Origin of the sequence: Pseudomonas gingeri (assembly GCF_013385635.1) — a bacterium.
Lineage (GTDB): Bacteria > Pseudomonadota > Gammaproteobacteria > Pseudomonadales > Pseudomonadaceae > Aquipseudomonas > Aquipseudomonas gingeri_A.
Genome location: NZ_JACAPR010000027.1, coordinates 1 through 15,906, shown reverse-complemented (window position 1 = coordinate 15,906; position 15,906 = coordinate 1). Strand labels below are relative to the sequence as shown.

Annotated in this window: 16 protein-coding genes; 9 read left to right on the top strand and 7 right to left on the bottom strand. The window is 62.9% G+C overall.

Features of this window, described 5'->3' with window-relative positions:
- Position 1 precedes the first annotated feature (1 nt).
- The 4 genes from HX851_RS28165 (at position 2) to HX851_RS28150 (ending at position 5,665) form a co-directional block, all read left to right on the top strand.
- Positions 2 to 4,450, top strand: coding sequence for an RHS repeat-associated core domain-containing protein (locus tag HX851_RS28165; protein ID WP_256262830.1), 4,449 nt, complete (start codon positions 2 to 4; stop codon positions 4,448 to 4,450).
- Positions 4,451 to 4,855 carry an immunity 22 family protein gene (locus HX851_RS28160; RefSeq protein WP_177066315.1) on the top strand — a complete coding sequence of 135 codons (405 nt, stop codon included), beginning with the start codon at positions 4,451 to 4,453 and terminating at the stop codon, positions 4,853 to 4,855. It begins immediately after the preceding gene.
- Between the two features lie 82 nt (positions 4,856 to 4,937).
- Positions 4,938 to 5,222 carry a hypothetical protein gene (locus HX851_RS28155; protein WP_438362365.1) on the top strand — a complete coding sequence of 95 codons (285 nt, stop codon included), beginning with the start codon at positions 4,938 to 4,940 and terminating at the stop codon, positions 5,220 to 5,222.
- Positions 5,223 to 5,344: 122 nt separating this feature from the next.
- On the top strand, positions 5,345 to 5,665 hold the full coding sequence (locus HX851_RS28150; RefSeq protein ID WP_256262432.1) for a hypothetical protein: 321 nt from the start codon (positions 5,345 to 5,347) through the stop codon (positions 5,663 to 5,665).
- Between the two features lie 7 nt (positions 5,666 to 5,672).
- Here HX851_RS28150 and HX851_RS28145 read toward each other — a convergent pair whose 3' ends face one another.
- From HX851_RS28145 to HX851_RS28120, 6 genes are all read right to left on the bottom strand, one after another.
- Entirely contained in the window at positions 5,673 to 6,206 is a 534-nt protein-coding gene (locus tag HX851_RS28145) for a hypothetical protein (RefSeq protein WP_177058401.1), read from the bottom strand.
- Positions 6,203 to 7,498: a PAAR domain-containing protein gene (locus tag HX851_RS28140; protein ID WP_177058403.1), complete on the bottom strand. Its 1,296-nt coding sequence runs from the start codon at positions 7,496 to 7,498 to the stop codon at positions 6,203 to 6,205. The genes HX851_RS28145 and HX851_RS28140 overlap by 4 nt, the downstream gene beginning before the upstream one ends.
- Before the next feature lie 27 nt (positions 7,499 to 7,525).
- Positions 7,526 to 7,960, bottom strand: coding sequence for a DcrB-related protein (locus HX851_RS28135; RefSeq protein WP_177066314.1), 435 nt, complete (start codon positions 7,958 to 7,960; stop codon positions 7,526 to 7,528).
- A 226-nt stretch (positions 7,961 to 8,186) separates the two neighbouring features.
- Positions 8,187 to 8,462, bottom strand: coding sequence for an HU family DNA-binding protein (locus HX851_RS28130; protein ID WP_003213368.1), 276 nt, complete (start codon positions 8,460 to 8,462; stop codon positions 8,187 to 8,189).
- Between the two features lie 188 nt (positions 8,463 to 8,650).
- Positions 8,651 to 9,799 carry an NAD(P)/FAD-dependent oxidoreductase gene (locus HX851_RS28125; RefSeq protein ID WP_177058407.1) on the bottom strand — a complete coding sequence of 383 codons (1,149 nt, stop codon included), beginning with the start codon at positions 9,797 to 9,799 and terminating at the stop codon, positions 8,651 to 8,653.
- Positions 9,800 to 9,842: 43 nt separating this feature from the next.
- Entirely contained in the window at positions 9,843 to 10,010 is a 168-nt protein-coding gene (locus tag HX851_RS28120; protein WP_027616797.1) for a rubredoxin, read from the bottom strand.
- Between the two features lie 203 nt (positions 10,011 to 10,213).
- On the opposite strand from HX851_RS28120, the gene HX851_RS28115 reads away from it, so the two are divergent.
- On the top strand, positions 10,214 to 10,777 hold the full coding sequence (locus HX851_RS28115; RefSeq protein ID WP_177058409.1) for a chorismate--pyruvate lyase family protein: 564 nt from the start codon (positions 10,214 to 10,216) through the stop codon (positions 10,775 to 10,777).
- Positions 10,777 to 11,667, top strand: coding sequence for a 4-hydroxybenzoate octaprenyltransferase (gene ubiA / locus HX851_RS28110; protein WP_177066313.1), 891 nt, complete (start codon positions 10,777 to 10,779; stop codon positions 11,665 to 11,667). The genes HX851_RS28115 and ubiA overlap by 1 nt, the downstream gene beginning before the upstream one ends.
- Before the next feature lie 98 nt (positions 11,668 to 11,765).
- Here ubiA and HX851_RS28105 read toward each other — a convergent pair whose 3' ends face one another.
- Positions 11,766 to 12,143 carry a COG4315 family predicted lipoprotein gene (locus HX851_RS28105; RefSeq protein WP_177058413.1) on the bottom strand — a complete coding sequence of 126 codons (378 nt, stop codon included), beginning with the start codon at positions 12,141 to 12,143 and terminating at the stop codon, positions 11,766 to 11,768.
- Positions 12,144 to 12,296: 153 nt separating this feature from the next.
- Here HX851_RS28105 and phoB point away from each other — a divergent pair, with 153 nt between their 5' ends.
- From phoB to HX851_RS28090, 3 genes are all read left to right on the top strand, one after another.
- Positions 12,297 to 12,986 carry a phosphate regulon transcriptional regulator PhoB gene (gene phoB, locus HX851_RS28100; RefSeq protein WP_003176964.1) on the top strand — a complete coding sequence of 230 codons (690 nt, stop codon included), beginning with the start codon at positions 12,297 to 12,299 and terminating at the stop codon, positions 12,984 to 12,986.
- Positions 12,987 to 13,029: 43 nt separating this feature from the next.
- Positions 13,030 to 14,352, top strand: coding sequence for a phosphate regulon sensor histidine kinase PhoR (gene phoR, locus HX851_RS28095; protein ID WP_177058415.1), 1,323 nt, complete (start codon positions 13,030 to 13,032; stop codon positions 14,350 to 14,352).
- Positions 14,353 to 14,475: 123 nt separating this feature from the next.
- Complete coding sequence (locus HX851_RS28090; RefSeq protein WP_177058417.1) at positions 14,476 to 15,819, top strand: hemolysin family protein; 1,344 nt, start codon at positions 14,476 to 14,478, stop codon at positions 15,817 to 15,819.
- The last annotated feature ends 87 nt before the right edge of the window (positions 15,820 to 15,906 follow it).

Below are 15,906 nucleotides of genomic sequence, written 5' to 3'. Positions count from 1 at the left end.
GATGTCTGACGCGCTCTGGGCGGCCCGACTGGGAGACGGGCTGGAACACACTTCGGTAATGGCCGATATCCTCGGCGGCGTGCTGGAGGTGGCGGCCAACGTCGCCATCGGCGCCCTGGCGACGGCGGCGGTGGTCGCGGCGACCGGTATCACGGTGGCCACCGGCGGCCTGGGTGCCTGCCTGCTGGGGGCGGTGGTCGGGGTGATCGTCGGCGTGGTCATGAGCAAGACCGGCGCCGACAAGGGCCTGAGCAGCATGTGCGAGGGCATCGGCAATGCGCTGTTCCCGCCCACGGTGCAGGCAACGATCCTGACCGGCTCGACCAACACCCTGACCAACTCCATTCCGGCCGCGCGGGCAGCCGGCACGGCACCGCCTCCGGCACCGGCAGGCGGTGCGCCCCACAGCGAAAGCGCGGCACCTGCGGAGGAAGAAGCGGCGACCGGGGAAGGCCCCGGCTTCCTCGATATGGCCAAGGGTTTCTTCTCGCAGATGTGGCGCCCCACCGTCGCCAATCCGGGCCCCGGCACAGTGCCCAAGCCGCTGGACCTGGTCACCTGCATGAAGCATCCGCCGATGCCGCCGCAGTTTCTCGCCGAAGGTTCGCAGAAGGTCAGCATCAACGGTCAGCCGGCCATCCGCAGCGGCGACCGCAGCACCTGCGACGCCAAGGTGGTGTCTTCCGGCATGGTCTCCTCGAACGTGACCATCGGCGGCGGTTCGGTGGTGGTACGCGAGATCCGCAGCGGCAAGACGCCGGGCATCGGCCTGGCGATCACGGTGCTGATGATGCTCAAGGGTGGCAAGGGGAATTTCCGTGCCAACCTTCCCTGCATGCTGCTGGCGGGGGTCAATTCGTTTGTCGTCGGCCAGGCCACGGGCGCACTGACCCAGGCTATCGCCGGCTCGCCCAACCCGGTCCACGCCGCCACCGGCGCCAAGGTGCTCGGCGGCGAGGAGGAACTGGACTTTGTCCTGCCCGGCATCCTGCCCATCGATTGGCAACGTTTCTACAACAGTCGCGATGAACGCCGCGACAGCCTGCTCGGCGCGGGCTGGAGCGTGCCCTATGAAATCAGCGTACGGATCGAGCCGCACCCCGAAGGCGGCGAACGCCTGGTCTATACCGACGAACAGGCCCGCCGCATCGACATGGGCTCGATCCCCCTGGGCGGCGCGGTATTCAGTGCGGGCGAAGGCCTGGCCGTGCGCCGTAACGGCAACGGACAGTTGCTGATCGAGAGCGATAACGGGCTGTATCGACTGTTCGAACCGACCCTCGCTGATCCTTCGCTGCTGCGCCTGAGTCAGTTGGGTGACCGCAACGACAACCGGATCTATCTCGACTACAGCGAGTCGGGCACGCTGATCCGCTTGCGTGACACTTTCGATCAGGTCCGGGTGGAACTGATCTACAGCGCCCGGTGGCCGCGACGTGTCAGCCAGATCGAACGCCTCTATCCAGACCATCAACGTGAGGTGCTGGTCAGTTACGAGTACGACAACGGCGGCGACCTGGCCGAGGTACGCGATGCGCTCGGGCAAGTGCAACGACGCTTCGCCTATGACGAAAACCGGCGCATGGTCGAGCACCGGTTGCCCACCGGATTGCGCTGTTTTTATCAATGGGCGCTGGTCGACGATCTTGAATGGCGGGTGATCCGCCATTGGACCGATGACGGTGACGAGTACCTGTTCGAGTATGACCTCGCGGGCGGCATCACCCGTGTCACCGATGGCTTGCGTCGCGTCAGTACCCGCCACTGGAACCCGCAGCACCAGATCACCGGCTACACCGACAACCTCGGCCAGACCTGGCAATTCCAGTGGAACGACGAACGCCAGTTGCTCGGCGCCACCGATCCCCAGGGCGGGCAGTACCAGTACAGCTACGACGAGGCAGGCAACCTCAGCGGTACCGTCGATCCGCTGGGGCGCAGCGAGTCGACCCTGTGGCTGGAGCACTGGGCATTACCGCTGGTGGAAACCGACAGCGCCGGCAACAGCTGGCAGTACCAGTACGACCCGCGCGGCAACTGCACCCACGAAACCGACCCGCTGGGGCAGCTCACGCGCTATCGCTACGACTCCCGCGGCCAGACGGTGGAGATCGTCGACGCCAGCGGCAGGAGCAAGACCTTGCAGTGGAATGACCTCGGGCAACTGACCGAGCATGTCGACTGCTCGGGTTACCCGACACGCTTCGGCTACGACCGCCGTGGCTACCTGCAGGTGGTCACCGATGCCCTCGGCGAGCGGGTGACCTACCAGCACGATGCGCAAGGCTATTTGCTACAGAGCACATTGCCGGACGGTCGCGTGGAACAGTACCTGCGCGATAGCAGCGGGCAACTGACCGGCCATGTCGACCCGGCCGGGCACACCACGACCTATCAGTACGACCGGCGTGGACAGGTCCGCCAGCGCATCGACGCATCGGGTCGGCAGGTGCAGTTCGGCTATGACGCCTATGGCCGCTTGCAGGCGCTGACCAACGAGAACGGTGAGAGCTATCGCTTTCTCTGGGATGCCAATGATCGCTTGATCGAGCAGCAGGACCTCGACGGCAGCGCCCGGCGTTATGCCTATGACGGGCTGGATAACGCGACCCGTATCGAATACGTCCCGGCGCCCTTTGGCAACGGGTTGGCCCTGGTTCCAGCGCAGCCCGTGCCGTCCATTGTCCATCAACTGGAGCGCGACGCGGTCGGACGGTTGGTCGCCAAGATCACCGATGACGGACACACCGCATACACCTACGATCCCGTCGACCAACTGACTGCCGTGGCCTTCAGCGACAAGGATGGCAACGAGCACAAGCTCGGTTTCGCCTACGACGCCCTCGGCCAGTTGCTGGAAGAACGGAGCACGGCGGGCAGCCTGCAGCATCACTATGACGAACTGGGCAACCTGATCCAGACGCAGCTACCGGATGGCCGCTGGCTCAATCGCCTGTATTACGGCAGCGGCCACCTGCACCAGCTCAACCTCGATGGCCAGGTGATCAGCGACTTCGAGCGCGATCGCCTGCACCGCGAAGTCCTGCGCACCCAGGGCCAGCTCACGACTCGCAGCGACTACGACCGCAGCGGTCGCCTGCGCTCCCGAATGCGCCGCCTCGCTGGCCCGCCCACGTCAATGCCGGCGCCGGCACAGAAGCATTTCGACTACGACCCCGCCAACAACCTGATCGGCCGCCTCGACCAGCAACCCCGTGGCGACCATCGCCAGTTACTGCACTACGACGCCACCAGCCGCATCCTCGCCAGCCAGGACAACGTCCAGGGCCAGAGCGAGACCTTCGCCTACGATGCCGCGGCCAACCTGCTCGACGGCCCGGCCGCGAGCGCCGGGCTGGTGGTGCACAACAAGTTGCTGACCTATCAGGACAAGCGCTATCGCTACGATGCCTTCGGACGGATGATCGAAAAGCGCAGTGGCAGCCGGTTGGTGCAGCGCTTTGCCTATGACGCCGAACACCGCCTGATCGAAGTGCACAACCAGGACGGTGTCCGCGCAACCGTGGTGCGGATGACGTATGACCCGCTGGGCCGGCGGATCGGCAAGACCGAGCACGACAGCAACGGCTATCCGCTGGGCGAAACCCGTTTTACCTGGGATGGCCTGCGCTTGTTACAGGAGCATCGCAATAGCCTGACCAGCCTGTACCTGTACGCCAACGGTGGCTATGAACCGCTGGCGCGGGTCGACGGCCTGGGCCCTCAGCAAAAGCTCCGCTATTACCACAACGACCTCAACGGGTTGCCGGAACAACTGACGGAGAGCGACGGGCACACGGTATGGCAGGCCCGCTACAGGGTCTGGGGCAACACTCTGGAGGAAGTGCGCGAGCCGTACTATATCGAGGAACAGAACCTGCGATTCCAGGGTCAGTACCTGGACCGGGAGATCGGGCTGCACTACAACACGTTCCGGTTCTACGATCCGGATGTGGGACGGTTTACCACGCCGGATCCGATTGGCCTGATCGGCGGCTTCAATCTCTACCAGTATGCTCCGAACCCACTGACCTGGTCAGACCCTCTGGGATGGGCTCCCTGGGCGAACGGAAAGTTCGACGAGTGGTTCAACACCGCTTCGGTCAAAGATATCAGCAGCAACAAGGAGTCGGTAAGCGCGGCCTTGCGCGGGTCCGGAGGAAAACATGAAATGTTCCCCGTGTCGCTTGCGGCCAAGGCCAAGGAACTGGGCTTTACCGCTCAGGAGTTGAAAAAATACGTGGTCGACACCGACAGGATTACCTTTACTAATGTTACGGACGCAAAAGGCAGACCCGTACCGGATGGTGGCCATCACGGCAGCCGCGCGGGCAGGCACTTCCACAACAAATTGATTGCCGAGTTGGAAACGGCCACCAGCAAGCGACAGGCCAAGGTGATTATCGCCAGGAATCATAGAAACCATATGAAGCTGAGTAGGTGTTTATAAATGTCAAACGAAAACAACAATGTCCATGTCTGGATAGGCAGCAACTTTTCGCCGGAAGCGGAGTACCTGGAGTACTTCAAGCTGGATTATTCAGTTGAAGGTGACTTTGACGATCCCAACTACAAGCTCTGCGGTTTCTGCAAAGACATCGGCACCCGTTGGTACGACGAAGACTTCATTGGCATCATCCCACGCTGTGACAGCGACGTTTCGCTGGATGAAATCCTGGTCGAAGCTGCCGTCGATCAAGACGAGCTGCCTCTGGTAGAAGCTCGCTGCGATGCCTTGGGAATCAAGAAAGCCAATGCAATCTTCTGGTACCAGGATGCCGATCTGGTCCTCAAGCAGCCCGTCAAGGACAGCTATAACGGCCTGAAATACATTGGCCTGTTCCAGGGTGATTGAGGCCGCGCGCCATGCACTATTGGCTTTGTCGCTCTGTGTGATGTGCGTACCCGCAAACGCGGCGACATGGCAAATCTGCCGTATGGAACTGCGCATCACCGAAGTCGTGAAACAACCGTATCCGCAGCTACAGGCCCGAGTCCTGACAGTCAGCCCGAAATCGGCGACGGCAGAATGTCCGGAGCAAGGCACGAGCATCACCTTCACCCCGGAAACGACCGACTATCAAGCCACGCTCCCGCGCAAACGGTGGCCCGGCAAAGGGCAGTCGGTACGTGTCGACTACCGCTATCTGGATGGCATCTGCAAGGGCGATGGCAATGAGTATGCGTGTCGTATCAGGCACTATCCGGTCGTGGGTCGATAGATCGGGCAGGCTGGCCGCAATCGTCGCTGTAAAAACCAGCGCCGTGACAGATACACCAACGCCTGCACAACCGTGGTCTATCCTTGAACCGTCACCAGGATCGTCAACAGGGGAGAGGGCGAATGGATGCACGAGAAAGAGCGTTGATGCGGGCCAGCGTAGCGCTGGGGTTGCTGGTCAGCACGCTGAAGAAGCATGACCTGGGCGCCCCGCTGTCCCTGGATGATCCCCTGCTCAGGGACATGCTCGCCCAGCTTCAGGAAAACCTGCGGGAAGCCGAGGCCAACCACGCGGTGTCCAGCGCCATGGCCCCGTTGATCAAGGCCTTCGCCCAGGGCACGCTGATCAATGCAAGCAACGTCGGCGCCCTGCTCAATCACCTGAAGAAGGTCGACGCCCTGCTCAAGGATGCCGGCCACCCTGCGTCGGCCATGACGGCCTAGCGCGGGCTCAGGCATTGGCCGGAACGAAGTCCGGCCCGCCCAGCTTGTCCCGTACCATCAGCGCCGAGCGCATCAGCGGGGTCCACATGCCATCCGGACTGTTCCACGCCGCGCCCGCCCAGCGGGTGTCGGCCACCAGGTCGGCCTTGCGGCTTTCCAGTTGGCGCTTGAGCGCCACGGCGACGCTGCCCAGGTCGACATCGAACAGATCGCCATAAGGCCCCTGGGGCTGCTTGCGCTGCTTGTCCTGGCAGAAGCGGTAGTACCAGACCCAGTCATGGGCGATATAGATCGCCCGGTTGCGGTCCGGATAGGTCGCCAGGATCGTCAGCAAGGCCGCCACGAAGCGGGTCGCAAAGTTCGCATCATGGCTCTGGCGCCAGTACGGCAGGATCAACTGGTCGAAGGCCGCCACCACGTTCTGCGGCTCGTCGTTGTCGGCCTTGGCTTCGAGGAAATAGAACGGCTCGCCCACCAGGAACTTGTCCAGTTCATCATTGGCCAGCGCCAGCAGCAGCACGTTGTCTTGCGGATTGTTCATTGGATTCTCACTACGTCGCGGGTCGCCATCAGTGCGTCGATATCATTACCGTGGGAGATGGGCACATTGTCCAGCACCGCTTCGCGCATGCCGCCCGGATGGGTCAGGCCGCCCGGACGCCACAGCGAGTTGACACCGCCCTCGTTGCCGGTGGGCATCAGAACCTTGGGGTTGTCCAGGTTCATCATGTAGATGTCCTTGCCCGCCAGCGAACCCGGATCGTAACCCAGGGCCGACTCCAGCACCGAGACATCACCGGTCTTCTGGTACTGTGCCACCACGCCTTCGAGGTCGGATCGTGCCATGACGAACTTGTTCGGGTTGAACGAGGTGTACTTGGGGTTGGCAATATCATCGGCGGTGAACAGGAAGCTGCCGCCCTCGTCCTCGAAGGTCTTGAGATGTTTATCGATGTACGGACCTTCGAGGTAGTCGCCAGGCGGCGGCCGGCTGCCCTTGGGAATCGCCATGATATCGGCGTCTGTCATCCCCGGTTTGTAGCTGGCCACGCGCGGCTCCGGGGTCTTGCCGATCCGCGCCATCTTCGGCCCCAGGCCCAGCAGCGCCATGCCGGCGACGCCCTGCAGCAGGTCACGATAACCCGGCCCGAGGCGATCGCCGAGGTCGCCCAGCAAGGCCATGCCGCCCATCATCGCGCCACCGATCACCACGAAACCGGCAAAGGCCGCCGCGCCGGCCATCGCCGCCAGTACCGCCGCCGCCCCGAGGGCCACCAGGCCAAGGGCTTCGAGACCGGTGTGCATCCAGCTTTCCAGATCGAGGACAAATGCCACGGCCACCGTCGGCCCGCCGATAAAGGTGTTCGGGCTGCCGCTCTTGATATGCGCGCCGCAGACCATCTTGCTTTGCAACCGCGCGGCCGGTTTGCCGTTGATATAGACCGAGGCGCTGCCTTCGGCGATCAGCACCGGAAACGGCCAGGTCGAATGGTTCATCGGCAGCCCCGAGCAGGCGGCGCAGACGTCGATCCCGGCACGCATGGCGTTGCGTGTGTTGATGTAGACGTTCAGGCTGCCCATGATCAACGCCCCGGTCGTCGGCTCGGGCAGATTGAAGATCGTGTTCAGGCCCTTGATGATCTGGAACATCGACAGGCCGCCCGCCGCGATAGAGCCGGCCATGATCGCCAGAGCCGCACCGCCGGTGGCCACGGTGGCGGCCACCACCGCGGCACCGATCAAGGCGCCGGCCACCGCGCCCGCGACCATCGCGGCCACGCCGAAACCGTGGGCTATCTCGTCACCGAGGCGGGCAGCGGCCAATACATCCATGGCGTTATCGTCGTCCCGGAAGGCTGGTCAGGCGGTCTGTGGCTGCAGCTTGAGGCTCTGCATCGCCGCCTTCCATGCCGGTTCGTGGTGCACGAGGTCGTCCGGCGTGGTGGTCAGGGTGGTGATCAACACTACGGGTTTGCGGTCGACAAAGACCTGGCGCAGCATCAGTTCGCGCCCTTCGCGTTGCCAGCTGTAATCGAGCAGCGCGGCGGCATGCTCATGCAGTACGAAGTCCCAGCGCTTGATCAGGTTGAAACCCGGCAACTGCTGCTCGGCGCTTTTCAGCTGGGCGGCGACATAGTCGGCGAACACCGCAGCGCCCCGGCTCGGATCACGACTGATGACAAAACTGGCTTCCCTGGCACCGCCAACGGCGGGCAGCTTGAAGATGTTGATGCTCTGATCCTGCCAGGTATCGGGGATCTCGAGATCGGCTTCCTGAAGACGGTATGCGGTCATGGTACGGGGCGCTTTCCATGCAGATGAGTGACTCGATGGGTCGCAAATCTTCAAGCAATAACTGGTAACAATCAAGGCACGCCGAACAGGCGTTTACCGGGTCATGACGCCGCTCTCATTTTTTCCGCCAGGTCGAACACGCGGGCAATAAAAATGGGCACCCGATCCCATCGGTGTGCCCATTTTCCTGTAGCGCTCCCCTTGCTCCGGGAGTCCAGCCTGGTGCTTACGGGTTGACGCTATCTTTGAGCGACTTGCCCGGCTTGAAGGCGACGGTATTGCTGGCCTTGATTTTCACCGGCTCGCCGGTTTGCGGGTTCTTGCCGGTGCGGGCACCGCGATGACGCTGCAGGAAAGTGCCGAAACCCACCAGGGTGACGCTGTCTTTGCGGTGCAGCGCGCCGGTGATTTCTTCGAGAACGGCGTTGAGAACGCGGTTGGCCTGTTCTTTGGTGAGATCCGCTTTTTCAGCGATTGCAGCGGCGAGTTCTGGTTTACGCATAGTGAAGCCTCTTTGACGGTTTTTTGTTGTTATGTCCGTGCTGTTCTTCCGGAACAGCGCCCAAGGCGCCGCAGGCTCTACTCTGCGGCAGACGGGAGTGAGGATGGCACGGCGTCGGGCCCCGCGCCAGTCTGCCAGCGACCTTTAGCGGGGCAAAACCAGGGTGTTTGCGACAGAACGCCCGCTATTTACGCCAGCAGCGGTGGGAGTTCTTTGTTGAGGGCCAGTTTTTCCATGACCGCACCGCCGGTCAGGGCGTAGCCGAGCAGGCGACCACTGGCATCGCGGCAGAGTGCCTTGATGTCCGCGCCCTGCCCTTCGACCGTCCACACACCCTCCATTCCCCGTGGCGGTGGCGAAACGACCAGCGGGCAGACCGGCGTCTTCACCGTGACGGGCATGGCGCCATAGGTCACCGCGGTGGCGTTGCCGGCCAGGGTCTGGGCCAGGGCGCGGGCGCAGCTCATCAGCGGCATGACGTACAGCAGGTTCAGGCCGTCGACCTCGGCGCAGTCGCCCAGGGCGTAGATATTGGCGTGGGAGGTTTTCAGCTGACGGTCCACCACCACCCCACGGTTGACCTGCAACCCCGCCGCCGCGGCCAGGTCGATACGCGGGCGCAGGCCGATGGCCGAGACCACCACGTCGCACGCCAGGGTTTCGCCGTCGGACAGGTGCGCTTCGAGGTGATCGCCGGCGCGTTGCAGGCGGGTCAGCACCGGACCGAGATGGAAACGCGCACCCAGGCCTTCCAGGCCGGCCTGTACCGCCGCGGCGGCCGCCGGATGCAGCAGGGTCGGCATGACCTGTTCGCACGGGGCGACCAGGTCGACTTCGTAGCCGCCGAGGATCAGGTCATTGGCGAATTCACAGCCGATCAGCCCGGCACCCAGCAGCAGCACGCGCTTTTTCCCGGCCGCCGCGGCACGGAAACGGGCATAGTCTTCCAGGTCGTTGATCGGGAAGATCGCCTCGGGGGCATCGCCTTCCACCGGTACGCGCACGGTTTCCGCGCCCCAGGCCAGGATCAGGTCGCGGTAGTTCACGGCTTCTTCGCCGATCCACAGGCGTTTGTGGCCCGGATCGATGCCGCTGATACGCGTGTGGGTACGGATCTCGGCCTTGAGCTGCTCGGCCATGGCGCCAGGTTCGGCCATGCTCAGGCCGTCGGCTTCCTTGTTCTTGCCGAAGCCGGTGGACAGCATGGGCTTGGAGTAGGAACGCCCGTCATCGGCGGTGATCAGCAACAGCGGGGTTTCGCCGTCGAGCTTGCGAAACTCCCGGGCCAGGTTATAGCCGGCCAGTCCGGTGCCGACGATCACGACAGGTGCACTCATTCCTTTCTCCAGGTCCATTGAGAGGTGTTTGAAAATTGATCAATCAGGCGATTTCGATCATCTCGAAATCCATCTTGCCGACGCCACAGTCCGGGCACAGCCAGTCTTCCGGAACATCCTGCCAGAGAGTACCGGGTGCGATGCCGTCATCCGGCCAACCGTCGGCCTCGTTGTAGATCAGGCCGCAGACCACACATTGCCACTTCTTCATTTCGTTACTTCCTCGGTTCCCAGGCGTTTTACGGCGCGGACGATCGATGGGTGCAGCGTTGCCGTCCGGCTCAGGGCGTTTTGTACTGATCGAAGCCGGCAGATGCAAGCACGATCGCTAGCGGTGGCCGCCCAAGCGCTCTAATTGGCCGGACACCCTGTGATAAGCTCGCCGCCTCACTGGCTGCCAATCAACTGCCCATCGTGCCGCACAAAGCCCCATTCCCGGCGTCTCCCACCTGGCTCGCACAGCGCCGGCTGGCGACTCCGCCCGACGCCCAAACCCTCGACTGGCTGTTCGACGAGGGCTCTCTGACCCGCCGTCTGACCGGACTTTCCGACAACGCCTTCAGTGTCACGCCGCTGTTCGAAGGCTGGCAACCGCTGCGCGACGACGAGTGCGCTGCCCTGGACCTGCAGCCCGCCAGCCTCGGCTGGGTGCGCGAGGTGTATCTGCGCGGCCATGGCCTGCCCTGGGTATTCGCCCGCAGCGTGGCGGCGCAAAGCGCCTTGCAGCAAGGCGGATTGAACATGGATGAGCTGGGCAGCCGTTCCCTGGGTGAATTGCTGTTCTGCGACCAGGCGTTCGAACGCCAGGCCATCGAGGTCTGTCGTTACCCGGCACGGTGGTTGCCAACGGAATACCGCGTGGATGACCTCTGGGGCCGCCGCTCACGCTTCAATCGCGGTCCCTTGAGCCTGCTGGTGGCGGAAATCTTCCTGCCAGGCCTGTGGCAAGCCGTGAATGCCGACCGGGAGCCTTGCTGATGTACCTGAACCTGCTCAAGTCCATGAATCGCCTGCACCCGCGTGCCTGGGACTTCCTGCAACTGACACGGATGGACAAGCCCATCGGCATCTACCTGCTGCTGTGGCCGACCCTGACCGCGCTGTGGATTGCCGCCAAGGGCGTGCCGTCGCTGAGCCACCTGCTGATCTTCACCTTCGGCGTGGTGCTGACCCGGGCGGGCGGTTGCGCAATCAACGATTACGCCGACCGCAAGATCGACGGCCACGTCAAGCGCACCGAGCAGCGACCGCTGGCGGCGGGCAGGATCCGTGGCAAGGAGGCGCTGGCGGTATTCGGGCTGCTGATGGGCATCAGTTTCCTGCTGGTGCTGTGCACCAACGCGACCACGGTCTGGTTGTCCTTCGGCGCTCTGGCCCTGGCGGCCTGCTATCCGTTCATGAAGCGCTACACCTATTACCCGCAGGTGGTACTGGGGGCGGCGTACTCCTGGGGTATCCCGATGGCGTTCACCGCCCAGGACGGCAACCTGCCCGTGGCGGCCTGGCTGCTGTACATCGCCAACCTGATGTGGACGGTGGCCTTCGACACCTATTACGCGATGACCGACCGCGAGGACGACCTGAAGATCGGGGTGAAATCCACCGCCATCCTCTTCGGCGACGCCGACCGGGTGATTATCCTGACCCTGCAGGGCCTGATGCTCGGCTGCCTGCTGCTGGCCGGGGCGCGGTTCGAACTGGGGGGCTGGTTCCATGCCGGACTGCTGGTGGCAGCGGCCTGCTTCGCCTGGGAGTTCTGGGTCACCCGCGACCGCGATCCGCTGCGCTGCTTCCAGATGTTCCTGCACAACCACTGGGCGGGGCTGGCGATCTTTATCGGCGTGGTGCTGGATTACGCGGTGCGCTGATCCCCCCGAAACCTGTGGGAGCCGGCTTGCCGGCGATGAGGGCCTTGAGCCCTGACGCCATCGCCGACAAGCCGGTTCCTACAAGGGGCTGCGTTGGCTCAGTGTTTTGGCATATGCCACAGGTCTTTAAAGCCTTCACCTTTCGTGTCGCCCGGAGCCTTGTCTTGAGTGAAGGTGTACATCGGCTTGCCGCCATACGCCCACTGCATCATGCCGTCATCGCGCTTGATCACCGTCCACTTGCCTTCGGCCTTGGCATCCGCCGGGGCCATCATCGGCGGCCAGTTCTTGGCGCAATCGCCATTGCACATGGATTTGCCACCGGCATCCTTGTCAAATGTGTACAGGGTCATGCCCTTGCCATCGACCATCTTGCCGTCTTTCATCATGGCCGGCTCGGCCGCGAACCCCAGGGTCGGCAGCGTCAATGCCACCGTTACCATCAGGGTTTTCAAAGAAAACGAAGAATGAGTCATCAGAACCTTCCTTTTGTGGTTGTAGATTCGAACTCCCAGCGTAGCCCATGGAAATGACAATCGTCGGTCTCGCGGAAAAGCTGTCACATGACTGCAATAATTTCGTTATCTAATGCGGCGCAAGACAGTTAAATGACAAGAGGATTAAGGGATATGGTTGGCAGGAGCATTCTGATCGTCGACGACGAAGCCCCGATTCGGGAGATGATCGCTGTCGCCCTGGAAATGGCCGGCTATGACTGCCTGGAAGCCGAAAACTCCCAGCAGGCCCATGCGATCATCGTCGATCGCAAACCTGACCTGATCCTGCTCGACTGGATGCTGCCCGGCACCTCGGGTATCGAGCTGGCCCGGCGCCTCAAGCGCGACGAACTGACCGGCGATATCCCGATCATCATGCTCACCGCCAAGGGTGAGGAAGACAACAAGATCCAGGGTCTTGAAGTCGGCGCCGATGACTACATCACCAAGCCTTTTTCCCCACGCGAGCTGGTCGCCCGTCTGAAGGCCGTGCTGCGCCGCGCCGGTCCGACCGACGGCGAAGCGCCGATCGAAGTCGGTGGCCTGCTGCTCGACCCCATCAGCCATCGCGTGACCATCGACGGCAAGCCCGCGGAAATGGGTCCCACCGAATACCGCCTGCTGCAGTTCTTCATGACCCACCAGGAACGTGCCTACACCCGCGGGCAGTTGCTGGACCAGGTCTGGGGCGGCAACGTCTATGTCGAAGAGCGTACCGTCGATGTGCATATCCGCCGCCTGCGCAAAGCCCTCGGCGATGCCTACGAGAATCTGGTACAAACGGTGCGCGGCACCGGCTATCGGTTTTCCACCAAAGGCTGAACCGATTTTCGCGCAATGATTGCTGACAAGGACGCATGTTGAAGTGAATCAAAACTGGCATGGCACCCTGATCCGCCATCTGTTGTTGCTGGTCACCGCCTGTCTGCTGGTCGGCCTGATCAGCGGCTATTACGGCTGGGCCCTGGCTGTCGGCCTGGGGATTTACCTGGGCTGGACCCTCAAGCAGTTGCTGCGCCTGCACGAATGGCTGCGCCAGCACAAACCCGACGAAGCACCGCCGGACGGCTATGGCCTGTGGGGCGATGTGTTCGACAGCATCTATCACCTGCAACGCCGCGACCAGCGCGTGCGCGGGCGTCTGCAAGCGGTGATCGACCGGGTCCAGGAGTCCACCGCCGCCCTCAAGGACGCGGTGATCATGCTCGACAGCGACGGCAACCTGGAATGGTGGAACCGTGCCGCGGAAACCCTGCTCGGCCTCAAGACCCCGCAGGACAGCGGCCAGCCGGTGACCAATCTGGTGCGCCACCCGCGCTTCAAGGAGTATTTCGAGCAGGACAGCTACGCCGAACCGCTGGAAATCCCTTCGCCGACCAACGACCGCCTGCGTATCCAGCTGTACATCACCCGCTACGGCAATAACGAACACCTGATGCTGGTGCGCGACGTCACGCGTATTCACCAGTTGGAACAGATGCGCAAGGACTTCATTGCCAATGTTTCCCACGAGCTGCGCACCCCGCTGACGGTGATCTGCGGTTACCTGGAAACCTTGCTGGATAACGTCGAGGAAGTGAATCCGCGCTGGGTCCGCGCCCTGCAGCAGATGCAGCAGCAAGGCGGACGCATGCAGACCCTGCTCAACGATCTGTTGTTGCTGGCGAAGCTGGAGGCCACCGACTACCCGTCGGACAACCAGCCGGTGCGCATCGACACCCTGCTGCAGTCGATCCGCAACGACGCCCTGGCCCTGTCCGGGCAGCGCAACCAGACCATCACCCTGGAGGCCGATGACAGCGTCCGGCTCAAGGGCAGCGAGGCGGAATTGCGCAGTGCGTTCTCCAACCTGGTGTTCAATGCCGTCAAATACACCCCGGCCGAAGGCAATATCCGCATCCGCTGGTGGGGCGACGAGCACGGTGCGCACCTCAGCGTGCAGGACTCGGGCATCGGCATCGACAACAAGCATCTGCCGCGCCTGACCGAACGTTTCTACCGCGTCGATTCGAGCCGCAACTCCAACACCGGCGGCACCGGGCTCGGCCTGGCCATCGTCAAGCATGTGCTGCTGCGCCATCGCGCCCGCCTGGAAATCAGCAGCGTACTGGGCCACGGCAGCACCTTCACCTGCCATTTCGTGCCCGTCCAGGTAACACGCGCGCACAAAAACAACCTGTCCGCCTGAGCACCGATGGTGCCAGGCCACTAGGCAACGGGCCCATGTGCCGCTACATTGGATGACTTGTGCCTGCCCTTCAGGCGCCGAAACACACCTCAAATTGAAATACGGAACCCGTAAAACTCCATCATGGACCCTTCCCCTAGTAGCTTGACCCTCGCCACGATATTCGCCGATTTCGGCATGATTCTCTTTGCTCTGATCCTGGTTCTGCTCAACGGATTCTTCGTTGCGGCCGAATTCGCCATGGTCAAGCTGCGCTCGACCCGGGTCGAGGCCATCGCCCACAAGAACGGCTGGCGCGGGCAGATCCTGCGCACCGTGCACAGCCAGCTGGACGCCTACCTGTCCGCCTGCCAACTGGGTATCACCCTTGCCTCCCTGGGCCTCGGCTGGGTCGGTGAACCGGCCTTCGCCCACCTGCTGGAACCGGTGCTCAGCGCCGTCGGCGTGAACTCCGCCGAAGTGGTCAAGGGCGTCTCGTTCTTCACCGCGTTCTTCATCATTTCCTATCTGCACATCGTGGTCGGCGAACTGGCCCCCAAATCCTGGGCGATCCGCAAGCCGGAACTGCTCTCGCTGTGGACCGCGGTACCGCTGTACCTGTTCTACTGGGCGATGTACCCGGCCATCTACCTGCTCAACGCCAGCGCCAACGCCATCCTGCGGATAGCCGGCCAGGGTGAGCCCGGCCCCCACCATGAACACCACTACAGCCGCGAAGAACTGAAGCTGATCCTGCACTCCAGCCGTGGCCAGGACCCGAGCGACCAGGGCATGCGCGTACTCGCCTCGGCCGTGGAAATGGGCGAACTGGAAGTGGTCGACTGGGCCAACTCCCGGGAAGACCTGGTGACCCTGGACTGCAATGCGCCGCTCAAGGAGATCCTCGCCCTGTTCCGTCGCCACAAGTTCAGCCGTTATCCGGTTTACGACGCCGAACGCAACGTGTTCGTCGGCCTGTTGCACATCAAGGACCTGCTGCTGGAACTGGCGGCCCTGGACCATATCCCCGAGTCGTTCAACCTGGCCGAACTGACCCGCCCGCTGGAACGCGTGTCCAAGCACATGCCACTGTCGCGCCTGCTGGAACAGTTCCGTCAGGGCGGTTCGCACTTTGCCCTGGTGGAGGAAGCCGACAGCAAGGTGATCGGCTACCTGACCATGGAAGACGTGCTGGAAGTGCTGGTGGGCGATATCCAGGACGAACACCGCAAGGCCGAACGCGGCATCCTCGCCTACCAGCCGGGCAAACTGCTGGTGCGGGGTGACACACCGCTGTTCAAGGTCGAGCGCCTGCTGGGCATCGACCTGGACCATATCGAAGCCGAAACCCTCGCCGGGCTGATCTACGAGACCCTGAAACGGGTGCCGGAAGAGGAAGAGGTCATGGAGGTCGAGGGCCTGCGCATCATCATCAAGAAGATGAAGGGTCCGAAGATCATCCTGGCCAAGGTGCTCAAGCTCGACTGAGCCCCACCAGAGCGGACGCGGAGCGTCCAGGGCGGCATTCCTTTGCTGCGCGTGGGAACGATCATCCCCTTGTAATTGGATGGACTC